We start from the raw sequence: 13,834 nt of genomic DNA on the forward strand, positions 1-13,834 counted from the left end.
CGTCACTCCGTCGCTGCGCTCCTGCGTTCCTCAGTCCAAGCACCGACGGCGCCCAAGCCGGAAACCCCCTCGCGCACGGCGCCGGTAGGGTCTCCGGCCAAAAGCCTTCTCCACCGGCGGGTCAGCCGGTGAGCTTCAGGCCACCTTGGCCGTCTCGGTCTCCTGGGCGACGGTGACCACGAGCTCCCCCCCGGCCATGCCGACCCGGATCACCGCGCCCTCGTGCGCGTCGCCGAGCAGCAGGGCGCGCCCGATGCGGGTCTCGACCTCCTTGGCGATGAAGCGCCTCAGCGGGCGGGCGCCGTACACGGGGTCGTAGCCCCGTTCGGCGATGTGTCTGGTGGCGTCCTCGGAGACCTCCAGCAGGATGCCCCGCTCGCCGAGCCGCGCGCGCAGGTCGCCGAACATCAGGCCCACGATGCGCTCGATCTCCTCCTCGGTGAGCGGCTTGAAGATCACGATGTCGTCGACGCGGTTGAGGAACTCGGGGCGGAAGTGCGAACGCAGGTCCGCCATCACCAGCTCCTGGGCGTCCTGTTTGATCTCCCCGCTTGAGGTGACGCCCTCAAGCAGGTAGACCGAGCCGATGTTGGAGGTCATGATCAGCACCGTGTTGCGGAAGTCGACGGTCCTGCCCTGCGCGTCGGTGAGCCGCCCGTCGTCGAGGACCTGCAGCAGCGTGTTGAACACGTCGGGGTGCGCCTTCTCGATCTCGTCGAAGAGCACCACCGAGTACGGCTTGCGCCGTACGGCCTCGGTGAGCTGGCCGCCCTCCTCGTAGCCCACGTAACCGGGCGGGGCGCCGACGAGGCGGCTGACGGTGTGCCGCTCCTGGTACTCGCTCATGTCGATGCGGATCATGTTGTCCTCGGTGTCGAACAACGCCGCGGCCAGCGCCTTGGCCAGCTCGGTCTTGCCCACCCCGGTCGGTCCGAGGAAGATGAACGACCCGATCGGGCGGCGCGGGTCCTTGATCCCCGAGCGGGCCCTGATGATGGCGTCGGAGACCGTCTGCACGGCCTCGTCCTGGCCGATCACCCGCTCGTGCAGGACCTCGTCCAGGTGCAGGAGCTTCTCGCGCTCGCCCTCCTGCAGGCGGCTCACCGGGATGCCCGTCCACCTGGAGACGATCAGTGCGATCTCCTCCTCGGTGACCACCTCGCGCAGCAGCCTGGCGACCCCCTGCTTGCTGCGCAGGCGTTCCTCCTCGGCCTTCAGCCGCCGTTCCAGCTCGGGCAGTCTGCCGTGCCGCAGCTCGGCGGCACGGTTGAGGTCGTAGTCACGCTCGGCCCGCTCCGCCTCGGCGCGCACGTTCTCCAGTTCCTCGCGCAACCCCTGGACGCCGCGCAGCGCGTGCCGTTCGGCCTCCCACTGGGCGCGCATGGCGTCGGCCTCCGCGCGCAGGTCGGACAACTCCCTGCGCAGCTCGTCGAGGCGGGCCAGGCTCTGCTGGTCCTCCTCCTTGCCCAGCGCGGCCTCCTCGATCTCCAGGCGCATCACCCTGCGGGTGAGCTCGTCGAGCTCGGCGGGCATCGAGTCGATCTCGGTCCTGAGCATCGCGCAGGCCTCGTCGACCAGGTCGATGGCCTTGTCCGGCAGGAAGCGGTCGGAGATGTAGCGGTGGCTCAGCACCACGGCGGCCACCAGGGCGGCGTCCTGGATCGTCACCCCGTGGAAGACCTCCAGCCGTTCGCGCAGGCCACGCAGGATCGAGACGGCGTCCTCGACGGAGGGCTCGTCGACCGTGACGGGCTGGAAGCGGCGTTCCAGGGCGGCGTCCTTCTCGATGTGCTTGCGGTACTCCTCAAGCGTCGTCGCGCCGATCATGTGCAGCTCGCCGCGGGCCAGCATGGGCTTGAGCATGTTGCCCGCGTCCATGGCGCCCTCGGCCGCGCCCGCCCCGACGACCGTGTGCAGTTCGTCGACGAACAGCAGGATGCGGCCCTCCGCGGCCACCACCTCGGTGAGCACGGCCTTGAGCCGTTCCTCGAACTCCCCCCGGTACTTCGCCCCGGCGACCAGGGATCCCATGTCGAGGCTGAAGACCACCTTGTCCCGCAGGCCCTCGGGCACGTCGCCGTTGCTGATCCGCTGGGCGAGTCCCTCGACGATGGCGGTCTTGCCGACTCCGGGGTCGCCGACCAGCACCGGGTTGTTCTTGCTCTTGCGGGACAGGATCTGGATGACGCGGCGGATCTCGGCGTCGCGCCCGATGACCGGGTCGAGCCTGCCCGCGGCGGCGTCGGCCACCAGGTCCCGCCCGTACTTGGTCAGCGCCTCGTAGGCGACCTCGGGCATCGCCGAGGTGACGCGCTGGTTTCCGCGGATGGCGGTGAGCGCCTGCAGGAAGGAGTCCCTGGTCAGCCCCTGCTGGCGCAGCAGCCGACCGGCGGGCGTCGTCTCGCCCTCCTCGATCAGGGAGACGAGCAGATGCTCGACGGAGACGTACTCGTCCTTGAGCCGGTCGGCCTCCCGCTTGGCCGTCTCCAGCAGCCGGGAAAGGCGCTGGGTCACCCGGACCTGACCGGGTTCGACGCCCGGCCCGCTGACCCTCGGCATCCGGTTCAGCGCCGCCTCCAGGTCGGCGCCGAGCCGGTCGGTGTCGACGGAGGCGTTCAGGAGCAGCCGTGGGATCAGCCCGTCCGGCTGGTCGAGCAGCGCCTGCAGCAGGTGCTCGCCGTCGACGTCGGTGTGCCCGTGGCGCAGGGCCTTGGTCTGCGCGTCGTGCAGCGCCTCCTGCGACTTCTGCGTCAGCTGGTTGACGTCCACTTCGGTCCTCCCGGGGTGCGGGAGCGCCCACGCGCGGCGCTCTCCAGCTCGGCGATGCGGTCCAGAAGGTCGACCACCAGGCCGAGGGCCGCGTAGTTGAGGGCGAACCCGGCGCGCAGCCGCTGGACCCTGGCCATGGCCGGCAGCTGGGAGAGCGGGAACCACAGCTCTCCCGCCGCGTCCCGCTGCGCGTCGAGCACGCCGAGGACGACCAGGCGGCGCACCAGGTCGGGGTGCGTGCCGGTCAGGCGGGCGAACGACTCGATGTCCAGGCGCCGCGGCCTGGTCAGGGCGTAGGGCATCACCGCCTCCTCGGGTCGAACTCCGACACCGCCGCGAGCTGCTCGAACAGCTGCCTCTCCTCGTCGGTCGGCCGTGGCGGCACCATGATCTGTATCTCGGCGAACAGGTCGCCGGGGCCTTCCCTCGGACTGGGCATGCCCCGGCCGCGCAGCCGTAGCCGCCGCCCGCTCGACGTGCCCGGCGGCACCTTGACCTTGGTCTCGCCGCCCGGTGTCTCGACGGCGACGGCCGCGCCGAGCGCCCCCTCCCAGGGCGTGATCGGGAGCCGGATGTGGATGTCGCGGCCCTCGACCCGGTAACGGGGATGCGGCGCGATCCTGACGATCAGGTAGAGGTCTCCGGGGGGTGCCCCGTCACCGCCCCTGCCGCCCTGGCCCGCCAGGCGGATCCGCCGGCCGTCGGTCACCCCTGCGGGGATGCGGACCTCGATCCTGCGGCCCCCGACGGTGAGGGACTTACGGCCGCCCCGGTAGGCGTCCTCGACGCTCAGCTCCAGCTCGGCCTCCTGGTCGGCGCCGGGGATGGGCCCCCATCCGGGGCCCGCCCTGCCCGCGCCGCCCGCCCTGCCGGAGAAGAGTCCCTCCAGCAGGTCGTCGATGTCGACGCCCTCCCCGAAGCCGGAGGGGCCCTGACCGGGCCAGCCGCTCCCCCGGCCGCCCCGCCCTGCCCCCGCGCGTCCCGCCCCGGCACGGGCCCAGGTCTCGGGGTCCACGTCCTCGGGGACCTGGCGGAAGTCGGGGCCGAACGCGTCGTAGCGGCGGCGGGTCTTGGGATCGGACAGGACGCTGTAGGCCTCGGAGATGTCCTTGAAGCGGTCCTCGGCCTCGGGGTCCTTGTTGACGTCGGGGTGGTTGGCCCGCGCAAGTTTGCGGTAGGCGCGCTGGATGTCCTCCTGGCTCGCGTTGCGCTGCAGGCCGAGGATCTCGTAGAAGTCCCGGGCTGCCGGCATCATTCCGCCTTGGAGACGACGACCGTCGCGGGCCGCAGTTGCCGTTCACCGTCCCCGTAGGCGGGCTGCACCACGTGCAGGACGGTCCCGTCCGGTGTGCCCTCCTGGCTGAGCACGCCGACCGCCTCGTGCCTGGCGGGGTCGAACCTCGCGCCGGTGTCGTCGCGGCGCGGGAAGCCCAGGCGGGCCAGCACGTCGAGAGCCTGCTCGTGGATGGCCCGCAGCCCCTCGGCGACGGAGGAGGGGTCGTTTCCGGCGTGTTCGAGGGCGCGCTCCAGGTTGTCCAGCACCGGAAGCCATTCGGCCGCCGCCCTGGCCCTTTCCTCCTCCCGCACCCGAGACGCGTCACGGCTGACCCGTTTGCGCAGGTTGTCGAGGTCGGCCAGGGCTCGCCGCCACCGGTCCTGGAGCTCGGCCACCTCGTCCTGAAGCTCGGTGACGCGCTCCTGGAGGCCGTCGGGTTCCTGCCTCACGGCCTCGTCGTCGCGGGGTTCCTCACTCATCGGTCGTGAACTCCGCGTCGATGACGTCGTCGTCCCTGCCGCCGCCCTGAGCCCCCTGCGGGCCCTGGCCGCTCTGGCCGCCGGAGGCCGAGACCGTGCCCAGGCCCTGGTAGACCTGTTGCAGCTCGCCGGTCAGCGAGCGCAGCCGGTCGATCGGTGTCTCCTGCTGCCTGACCGTCTCCCTGGCGTCGGAGACGAGCATCTCGGCCCGAGCCTTCTCATGGACCGGCACGGCCTCCCCCAGCTCGGAAAGCCGCCGCTCCACCTGGTAGGCGACACTGTCGAGCTCGTTGCGCGCGTCCACGACCTGCCGCAGCCGCAGGTCCTCCTCCCGGTGCCGTTCGGCGTCGGCGACCATCCGCTCGACCTCGCCCGTGTCGAGGGTCGAGCTCTCACTGATGGTGATGCGCTGCTCGGCGCCGGTGTCCTTGTCCTTGGCCGAGACGTTCAGGATCCCGTTGGCGTCGACGTCGAAGGTGACCTCGACCTGGGGAACACCGCGCGGCGCGGGCCTGATGTTCTCCAGCCTGAAGCGGCCGAGCACCCGGTTGTCCCCGGCGCGTTCGCGCTCGCCCTGCAGCACCACGACGTCCACCGCGTTCTGGTTGTCCTCGGCGGTGCTGAACACCTCGGAACGGCGGGCGGGGATCGTCGTGTTGCGGTCGATGACCTTCGTCATGATGCCGCCGAGGGTCTCGATGCCGAGCGAGAGGGGCGTCACGTCCAGCAGGACGACGTCCTTCAGCTCGCCCTTGATGACGGCCGCCTGCACCGCCGCGCCGAGCGCGACGACCTCGTCGGGGTTGACCGTCATGTTCGGTTCCTTGCCCCCGGTCATCCTGCGCACCAGGGCCTGTACGGCGGGCATCCTGGTCGATCCGCCGACCAGGATCACCTCGTCGATGTCCCCGGTGCTCAGCCGCGCGTCGGCCATGGCCTGCTCGACCGGCCCCTTGCAGCGTTCCAGCAGGTCGGAGGTGATGTCCTCGAACGTCGCCCGGCGCAGCGTGGTGTTCAGGTGCTTGGGGCCCGAGGCGTCGGCCGTGATGAAGGGCAGGTTGATCTGCGTCTGGGAGACCGAGGACAGCTCGACCTTCGCCTTCTCCGCCGCCTCGAAGAGCCGTTGCAGAGCCTGGGGGTCGGCGCGCAGGTCGACGCCGGTGTCCCGCTGGAACTCGTCGGCGAGGTAGTCGACGATGCGCCGGTCGAAGTCGTCACCGCCGAGGTGGGTGTCGCCCGCGGTCGAACGTACCTCGACGACGCCGTCCCCGATGGTCAGGATGCTGACGTCGAACGTTCCGCCGCCCAGGTCGAAGACGAGCACCGTCTCGTTCTCCTTTCGGTCGAGCCCGTAGGCCAGGGCCGCGGCGGTCGGCTCGTTGACGATCCTCAGCACCTCAAGACCGGCGATCTTCCCCGCGTCCTTGGTGGCCTGGCGCTGGGAGTCGTTGAAGTAGGCGGGCACGGTGATGACCGCCTCGGTGACCTTCTCCCCGAGGAACTTGGAGGCGTCGTCGACGAGTTTGCGCAGGATCAGGGCGGAGATCTCCTCCGGGGCGTACATCTTGCCGCGCACGTCGAAACGGACCGCGTCGTCCGGCCCCGGCACCACGTCGAACGACACGGCGTGCATCTCGGTGGTGACCTCGTCGTAGCGGCGGCCGATGAAACGCTTGGCCGAGTAGATCGTCCCCTTCGGGTTGAGGATCGCCTGCCGACGGGCCAGCTGCCCGACCAGGCGTTCGCCGTCCTCGGTGAAGGCGACGACCGACGGGGTCGTCCGCGACCCCTCGGCGTTGGCGATCACCGTGGGCTTGTCGCCCTCCATCGTGGCGATCACCGAGTTGGTCGTCCCCAGGTCGATCCCGACTGCCTTAGCCATGCTGGTCTCCTTCTGGGCCTCCCGCGACGGCCGTACGGCGCGCGGGGCCGCGTCCTCGGATCCGACGGGCGGGCCCCTGAGGCGCGACCCGGTGTGAACCCCGCGGGCGGTCGCCGCCCTAGGTGTGCTGGGGTATGCCGGTCTCTAGCAGCCTGCGGGCCTCGGCGGCCTGGGGCGTCGTCACCCGCAGCTCGTAGCGGTTGGCGACGATGGCGCTCGACGAGAGGAAGTCCCTCCTGCCGCCGGTGAAGGCGTGGGCGATGAGCCCGAAGATGGCTCCGGCGACCACACCCCAGATCACGCTCCACAGGACCAGGATCCAGGGGAACCTGCCGGGGGTGAAGATCGCGAAGAACAGGCCGATCAGCAGTCCGATCCAGGCACCGGTCGCCGCCCCCATCCCCGCGGCGCGCAGGTAGGTCAGCCGCCCGAGCACCTTCTCGACCATCCGCAGGTCCATCCCGACGATCATCGCGTGCTGGACGGGAAAACGCTGGTCCGACAGGTAGTCGACGGCCCGCTGGGCCTCCTCGTAACGGCCGTAGGTGGCTACCGGTTCATAGCCGGTCAAGGTCTGATCGGATAGCATGCCGCCTCCCCTCCACGGTGAGTCCGTACCGACTCAGCGTGACCGGCCCGCGGCCCGGCGCACATCCCCAGGTCTGGTAGCAGATCAGCCCGCGCCGACCGGACTGCCCGCCTGTCCGGCCTCCGGGTCCCCCTCGGCCACCCCGGGCTCCCCGGACGTCTCGGCCACCGCCCGCGCGGCCCTGCGCTTGACGAACAGCGTGGTCGCGACGCCGAACAGCAACGCGACGACCAGCGCGACCCAGGAGAAGCCCCGCAGCCACCGCTCGGCGGCCATGCCCAGGTAGTAGATCACCGCGGTGGTCCCGCCCGCCCAGACGATCCCGCCGAGCACGTTGGCGACCAGGAACCTCCAGTACGGCATGCGCAGCGCCCCGGCCAGCGGCCCCGCCAGGATGCGCAGCAGCGCGACGAACCTGCCGAGGAAGACCGTCCACATGCCGTAGCGGTGGAAGTAGCGTTCGGCCCTGCCGATGTGCTCCGGCCCGAAGTGCTTGGGGAACCTGCGTCCGAGCCGGTCGAACATCGGCTTGCCGCCCCTGCGCCCGACGGCGTAGCCGATCGAGTCGCCGACGATCGCGCCGACGCCGGCGCAGGCGCCGACCCACAGCGGGTCGACCACGCCCTTGGCCGCCAGCAGCGCGGAGCTGACCAGGACGATCTCGCCGGGCAGCGGGATGCCCAGGCTCTCGATCCCGATCACCAGACCGACCAGGACGTAGATCCACACCGCGGGAATCGCCTGGAGCAACTCGTCGACATGCATGCCCGTCACCTTATTGCGTCGTCTCCCCGATCTCATCCGGCCTCGCCCGGCCGCACCCGGCCTCACAGGGGCCGGTGTCAGGCCCTCACAGGACGCCGTGGATCGCGGTGTGGGCCGCCTCGCGCAGCGCGGCGTGCAGCACCGCGTTCGGCTCCCGGTCCGTGTGGACCTCGACGATGCGCACCCCCTCCCCGCGCAACGCCTTGGGCAGCTGTTCCGCCTCCCCGACGAAGGTGTACGGCGTGCCGGTCGCCGCCGCGACGTGGGACAGGTCCACTCCGTGCGAGGTGCCGAAGACCCGTTCGAAGGGGTCGCGCAGCGCGGCCTGGGGCAGCAGCGAGAAGATCCCGCCCCCGTCGTTGTTCACCACGACCAGGCACAGGTCGGGGCGGGGCTCGCGGGGGCCGAGGATCAGCCCGTTCTGGTCGTGCAGGAACGTCAGGTCGCCCATCAGCGCGTAGGAGGGGCCGTTGTGCGCCAGCGCCGCGCCCATCGCGGAGGACACCACGCCGTCGATCCCCGCCGCGCCCCGGTTGGACAGGATCCGCAGCCCCCTCCTCGGGCGCATCGCCTGGTCGAGGTCACGGATCGGCATGGACGAGCCGGAGAACAGCAGCGCCCCGTTGGGCAGCTGCTCGGCCAGGTCCCTGGCCAGGCGCGGCTCGCTGAGCCCGCCCGCGTCGAGCACCTCGTCGATCGCCGCCCTGGCCGCCGTGTCCGCGCGCCGCCACGAGCGCAGCCAGTCGTCGTCCCCGGCCGCGACCGGGATCTCGACCGCCTGCGCCACCTGGGTCGCGGAACGGGTCGGGTCGGGCCAGCGGGACAGGTCGGGGGCGACGACGATGTGCTCCTCGGCGTGCCTGAGCCAGTTCAGCAGCGGCCTGGACAGGCCGGGACGGCCCAGGGTGACCACCACGTCCGGACGGTGCCGGTCGGCGAACTCGGGGGTGCCGAGCAGGAAGTGGTAGGTCGAGACCGCGTGGTCGCCGTAGCGGGCGCCGCCGTTCGGCTCCGACAGGACCGGCCATCCGGCCATGCCGGCCGCCGCCACGTATCTGCGCATGTTGGCGGCGCCGTCCCCGACGACGAGCACGCCCCTTCGGGTCGGCGGCAGGTGCAGCGCGGCCGCGGGAGGCGCGACCCTGGCGCGGACCCACGGCCCGTTGGCGTCGCCCTCGAGGGACTCGCTCCAGGAGACGTCGCCGTCCGGGACGAGCGGCTCACGGAAGGCGAGGTTGAGGTGGACCGGGCCGGGGTCGGCCGGGCCGAGTGAACGCTGGTAGGCGCGGCAGGCCAGGGAACGCCAGTAGGCGACCTGCCCAGGCCGGTCCTCGGGCACGCCGACCTCGCTGAACCAGCGGACCGCGGTGCCGTACATCTTGATCTGGTCGATGGTCTGGCTGGCGCCGGTGTCGCGCAGCTCGGGCGGCCGGTCGGCGGTGAGCAGCAGCAGCGGCACCCCCGACTCGTGCGCCTCGACGACCGCGGGGTGGAAGTTCGCCGCGGCGGTGCCCGAGGTGCACATCAGCGCGACCGGCCGGCCGCCGCGCTTGGCCAGTCCGAGGGCGAGGAAGGCCGCCGAGCGCTCGTCGATGCGCACGTGCAGCCGTACGCGGCTGTCGGCGTGCGCGGCGAGTGCGAGCGGAGCCGAGCGTGAGCCCGGCGCGAGCACCACCTCGGTGAGACCGCAGCGTACGAGTTCGTCGACCAGCACGGTCGCGAGCGCGGTGGCGGGATTCACCGCACTGCCTCCTCTGGTCGTCGTCGTGCTGAGAGAAGCCGTGTCCGAAAGGACGGACACGACGGCTGACGGCGGACCGGCGCCGTCCTCACCGCGCCGGGGCGGCGCACTGCGGGGACGGGCCGGTTTCGCCTCATCGCTGGAATCGCCTGCGGCTCACGGCCTGCGCGGGAACTTGCCGAAGTCGGGGGTGCGCTTCTCCTTGAAGGCGTCGCGGCCCTCCTGCGCCTCCTCGCTCATGTAGAAGAGCAGGGTGGCGTCGCCGGCGAACTGCTGCATGCCCGCCGCGCCGTCGGTGACCGCGTTCAGCGCGCCCTTGAGCATGCGCAGGGCCAGCGGGGACTTCTCCAGCATCTCCCTGGCCCAGGCGACCGTCTCCTCCTCCAGGCGCTCCAGCGGGACGACCGTGTTGACCAGGCCCCAGCCGAGGGCGGTCTCGGCGTCGTACTGACGGCACAGGTACCAGATCTCACGGGCCCGCTTCAGGCCGACGGTCTCGGCGAGCAGCCAGGACCCGTAGCCGCCGTCGAAGGAGCCGACCTTGGGCCCGGTCTGGCCGAAGACCGCGTTGTCCGCGGCGATGGACAGGTCGCAGCAGACGTGCAGCACGTGACCGCCGCCGATCGCGTAGCCGGCGATCATCGCGATGACCGGCTTGGGGCAGCGGCGGATCTGCACCTGCAGGTCCAGCACGTTCAGCCTGCCCACGTGCGGGGTCGACTTGTCGACGTAGCCGTCGTCACCGCGGATCTTCTGGTCGCCGCCCGAGCAGAAGGCCCGGTCGCCCGCGCCGGTGAGAATGATCACACCGATCTCCGAGTCCTCCTGGGCGACGTTGAAGGCGTCCCTGAGCTCGAAGAGCGTCGTCGGGCGGAAGGCGTTGTGCCGCTCCGGCCGGTTGATCGTGATCTTCGCGATGCCCTCGGCGGTCTCGTAGACGATGTCCTCGTAGTCCCCGGAGCGCCTCCAGTCGGCGGCGCGCACCTGGACGCTCTCCGGCATGGGCCTGGCCTCGCCCTTCGCCCGCCCGTCCGTGCCCGGCACCGCCTGCTCCGTGCTCACGATGACTGCGTCCCTTCCGCCTCGCCGGGACCCGCCCGGCTGCCGTCCGTTTTCCCGGCACTAACCTTACGACTGTGACGAACGGTCCTGTGCACGCGGAGTCGTCCTGCGGGTGGCGGGAGCTGCACGCGCTCGTGCTGCCGCCGGGACCGGAGCTGTTCAGGGCGGTCGGCGCCGCGCTCGACGGCGGCCCCGCGGTGCTTCCCCTGTCTCCCGCCCTGCCCGCCTCCGCGCTGCGGGCCACGCTCGACGCCCTGCGCCCCACCCATGTCAACGGTGTACGGCGCGAGCACGGTGTGGGGGTGCCCGGCGAGGTGGCCGTCGTCATCGCCACCAGCGGCACGACCGGGGCGCCGAAGGGGGTCCAGCTGTCGGCCGCGGCCCTGCGCGCCTCCGCCTCGGCCTCGCTGCGCCGTCTGGGCGCCCGGCCCGGCGAGCGCTGGCTCTGCTGCCTGCCCCCCTCCCACGTCTCGGGGCTTCAGGTCCTGGTCAGGTCACTGGTCGGCGGGACGGAACCGATCGTGCACGAGGGCTTCTCCCCCGAGGCGGTGCTCTCCAGCGGCGCCCGGCACGTCTCGCTGGTTCCGACGCAACTGCGTCGGCTGCTGGACGCCGACCTGTCGGTGTTCGACACGATCCTGCTGGGGGGCGCGGCGCCGCCGCCGGGGCTGGTCGAGGAGGCCAGGGCCGCGGGCGCGCGGGTGGTGCTCAGCTATGGGATGAGCGAGACCTGTGGCGGGTGCGTCTACGACGGCGCCCCCCTTTACAATGTAGATCTCAAGATTGGCGACGACGGGCGGATTCGCGTCGCGGGCCCGGTGCTGTTCTCCGGCTACCGGCTGCGGCCCGAGCTGACCGCCTCGGCCCTCGACGGCGACTGGTTCGTCACCTCCGACCTCGGCGTCATGGACGGCGGGGGCCTGCGCGTGCTCGGCCGCTGCGACGACGTCATCAACACCGGCGGCGAGAAGGTCGTCGCCGCCGTGGCCGCCGCCGCCGTGGCCGAGCACCCCGCGATCGCCGACGCCGTCGTGGTCGGCCGCCCCGATCCGGAGTGGGGCGAGCGCGTCGTGGCCGTCGTCGTCTCCCCCGACCCGCCGTCGCTGGCCGAGCTGCGGGCCTTCGTCAAGGAACGGCTCCCCGCCTGCGCGGCCCCCGCCGAGCTGGTCGTGATGTCCGAAATACCACTTCTGCCCAATGGCAAGCCGAATCTCGCCGCCCTCCGTTATGGTCGTGATCGGGAACCGTGAGGAGACCCGGCACGTCAAACAGACAGCCGCGACAGAAGGGACGACCCCATGCATATCACCCGCAAGGCGTTGGTCTCCGCTGGAGTCGTCGGCGTGATCCTCGTGGGCGGCGTCTCCGTGACGGCCGCCGCCTCCGCCGGCCGGGTGGAGAAGATCTGGAGGGTCGTGGAGTCCGGCTCCGGGCCCGCGGTGTCACCGGCGACGCGGCAGACGGCGCAGCCGCAGGCCGACGACGACGCATCGCGCTCCGAGCCGACGTCCGCACCCTCCTCCGCGCCCACGTCGGCGCCCGACGACGGGTCCGTGGTCTCCAGGGACGTCAACCCCGACCCGGGGTCGGTCACGACCTACTGGACCGAGCAGCGCCTGCAGGAGGCGAGCCCCTTCCCCATGCCCGAGGCCGACGACCCGGCGGGGCCCTCCGGAAGCCGGGTGGAGGGGATCGAATAGCCCCTGACCACGGCTGATGACGGAACGGACCGCCTCGGGACGATCCGCCCATCTTATTTTCCCCGTCAAGTCGGGAACATAAAGTTCTTGACTGGGGTTATTGGTACTGGTGCGCTGAGCGGCCCGCAGGCCGCCCCACCCGACAATCTGTAAGCAGACGACTCCGTGATGGAGGAGGTGTCCTCATGCCCCAAACCGCCGTGGCGACCTCATCGGAGGCCCCGACGCCCCTTGAGAAGCTCCTTGACCGAGGGCGAGTCCAGGGTCACCTTTCGCTCGCGGAGCTGCGCCACGCCTTCGCGGAGTCCGGGACCAGCCCCACGGAGGGCCGCTCGATCCTGCGGGAGCTCACCGAGGCCGGCGTCATCCTGGCCGCCGAGGACGAGCCCGCGCTCAGCGGCGCGTCCAAGAAGACCGCCGGGCGCCGGACCACCCGCAAGGCGAAGGCCGCGCCCGCCAAGGCCACCACCAGGGCCGCCAGGACCACCGCCAAGAAGGCCGAGACCGCCGGGGCCCCCGCCGAGGCCGAGCCGGAGATCGGCGAGGAGGAGTGGGCCCCCGAGGAGGCCGAGCTCGAGGCCGAGCAGACCATGGACCTGGACGACCAGTCCTCGGTCATGGGCGACTCGGTGCACACCTACCTCAAGTCGATCGGCAGGCGCACCCTGCTCACCGCCGCCCAGGAGGTCGAGCTGGCCAAGCGGATCGAGGCGGGGCTGTACGCCGAGTCCAAGCTTGAGGCCGAGCCCGGCCTGCCCGCCGCCATGCGCGACGACCTCGAATGGATCGCCGAGGACGGCCGCCGCGCCAAGGACCACATGCTTGAGGCCAACCTCCGCCTGGTCGTCTCGGTCGCCAAGAAGTACACCGACCGTGGCATGGCGTTGCTCGACGTGGTCCAGGAGGGCAATCTGGGCCTGATCCGCGCAGTCGAGAAGTTCGACTACACCAAGGGCTACAAGTTCTCCACCTACGCCATGTGGTGGATCCGCCAGGCCATCCAGCGTGGGTTCGCCGACTCCGCGCGCACCATCCGCCTTCCCGTGCACGTGCTGGAGATGCTCTCCAAGCTGTCGCGCGTCGAGCGTGACATGCACCAGCGTCTCGGCCGTGAGCCCACCCCGGAGGAACTGGCGGTCGAGCTGGACAAGACCCCCGACCAGATCGAGGAACTGCTGCGCACCAGCCGCCAGCCGATCAGCCTCAACGCGACCATCGGCGACGACGGCGAGACCACCATCGGCGACCTCATCGAGGACGTCGACTCGCCCGAGGCGTCCGAGGTGGTCGACCGTCAGCTGCTGGGTGAGCAGCTGCGCGGCGTGCTGGGCAACCTCTCCCCCAGGGAGGCCAAGATCATGGCTCTGCGCTTCGGCCTCGTCGACGGCAAGCCTCACACCCTCGACGAGATCGGCAAGCACCTGGGCCTGACGCGCGAGCGCATCCGCCAGCTGGAGAAGGAGTCGCTGTCGAAGCTGCGCCACCCGAGCAACACCCGCCCGCTGCTCGACTGGGCCAGCTAGACCCGCTCGTGAGGGGCGTCGTGGACCACCGGTCCGCGACGCCCCTCA

The 13,834-nt window shown here is 71.4% G+C and carries 12 protein-coding genes; 3 read left to right on the forward strand and 9 right to left on the reverse strand.

Going from position 1 to position 13,834, the window contains the following annotated elements; all coding sequences use genetic code 11:
• Nucleotides 1–135 precede the first annotated feature (135 nt).
• The 9 genes from clpB to menB form a co-directional block, all read right to left on the reverse strand.
• Nucleotides 136–2,769, reverse strand: coding sequence for an ATP-dependent chaperone ClpB (gene clpB, locus ABT340_RS21355; RefSeq protein ID WP_352012536.1), 2,634 nt, complete (start codon nt 2,767–2,769; stop codon nt 136–138).
• Nucleotides 2,751–3,071 (reverse strand): chaperone modulator CbpM, encoded by a 321-nt coding sequence (locus ABT340_RS21360; RefSeq protein WP_352012537.1) that lies wholly within the window; start codon nt 3,069–3,071, stop codon nt 2,751–2,753. Before ABT340_RS21360 ends, clpB begins: the two co-directional genes overlap by 19 nt.
• Nucleotides 3,071–4,021 carry a DnaJ C-terminal domain-containing protein gene (locus tag ABT340_RS21365; protein ID WP_352012538.1) on the reverse strand — a complete coding sequence of 317 codons (951 nt, stop codon included), beginning with the start codon at nt 4,019–4,021 and terminating at the stop codon, nt 3,071–3,073. Before ABT340_RS21365 ends, ABT340_RS21360 begins: the two co-directional genes overlap by 1 nt.
• Nucleotides 4,021–4,524: a nucleotide exchange factor GrpE gene (locus tag ABT340_RS21370; protein ID WP_352012539.1), complete on the reverse strand. Its 504-nt coding sequence runs from the start codon at nt 4,522–4,524 to the stop codon at nt 4,021–4,023. Before ABT340_RS21370 ends, ABT340_RS21365 begins: the two co-directional genes overlap by 1 nt.
• Nucleotides 4,517–6,406 carry a molecular chaperone DnaK gene (gene dnaK / locus ABT340_RS21375; protein WP_352012540.1) on the reverse strand — a complete coding sequence of 630 codons (1,890 nt, stop codon included), beginning with the start codon at nt 6,404–6,406 and terminating at the stop codon, nt 4,517–4,519. The genes ABT340_RS21370 and dnaK overlap by 8 nt, the downstream gene beginning before the upstream one ends.
• Nucleotides 6,407–6,524: 118 nt before the next feature.
• Nucleotides 6,525–6,995 carry a YflT domain-containing protein gene (locus tag ABT340_RS21380; RefSeq protein WP_352012541.1) on the reverse strand — a complete coding sequence of 157 codons (471 nt, stop codon included), beginning with the start codon at nt 6,993–6,995 and terminating at the stop codon, nt 6,525–6,527.
• 84 nt (nt 6,996–7,079) lie between these two features.
• Complete coding sequence (locus ABT340_RS21385) at nt 7,080–7,760, reverse strand: DedA family protein (protein ID WP_352012542.1); 681 nt, start codon at nt 7,758–7,760, stop codon at nt 7,080–7,082.
• A gap of 85 nt (nt 7,761–7,845) precedes the next feature.
• On the reverse strand, nt 7,846–9,501 hold the full coding sequence (menD, locus tag ABT340_RS21390) for a 2-succinyl-5-enolpyruvyl-6-hydroxy-3-cyclohexene-1-carboxylic-acid synthase (RefSeq protein WP_352012543.1): 1,656 nt from the start codon (nt 9,499–9,501) through the stop codon (nt 7,846–7,848).
• Nucleotides 9,502–9,657: 156 nt separating this feature from the next.
• Entirely contained in the window at nt 9,658–10,503 is an 846-nt protein-coding gene (gene menB / locus ABT340_RS21395; protein ID WP_352012710.1) for a 1,4-dihydroxy-2-naphthoyl-CoA synthase, read from the reverse strand.
• A 134-nt stretch (nt 10,504–10,637) separates the two neighbouring features.
• Between menB and ABT340_RS21400 the strand changes: the two genes are divergently transcribed.
• The 3 genes from ABT340_RS21400 to ABT340_RS21410 all read left to right on the forward strand — a co-directional run bounded on the left by ABT340_RS21400 (nt 10,638) and on the right by ABT340_RS21410 (nt 13,786).
• Nucleotides 10,638–11,813, forward strand: coding sequence for an AMP-binding protein (locus ABT340_RS21400; protein ID WP_502992520.1), 1,176 nt, complete (start codon nt 10,638–10,640; stop codon nt 11,811–11,813).
• Nucleotides 11,814–11,861: 48 nt separating this feature from the next.
• On the forward strand, nt 11,862–12,263 hold the full coding sequence (locus ABT340_RS21405) for a hypothetical protein (RefSeq protein ID WP_352012544.1): 402 nt from the start codon (nt 11,862–11,864) through the stop codon (nt 12,261–12,263).
• A 185-nt stretch (nt 12,264–12,448) separates the two neighbouring features.
• Nucleotides 12,449–13,786 (forward strand): RNA polymerase sigma factor, encoded by a 1,338-nt coding sequence (locus tag ABT340_RS21410; protein ID WP_352012545.1) that lies wholly within the window; start codon nt 12,449–12,451, stop codon nt 13,784–13,786.
• Nucleotides 13,787–13,834: the final 48 nt, after the last annotated feature.

It is taken from the genome of Streptosporangium sp. NPDC000239 (genome assembly GCF_040300765.1).
GTDB lineage: Bacteria > Actinomycetota > Actinomycetes > Streptosporangiales > Streptosporangiaceae > Streptosporangium.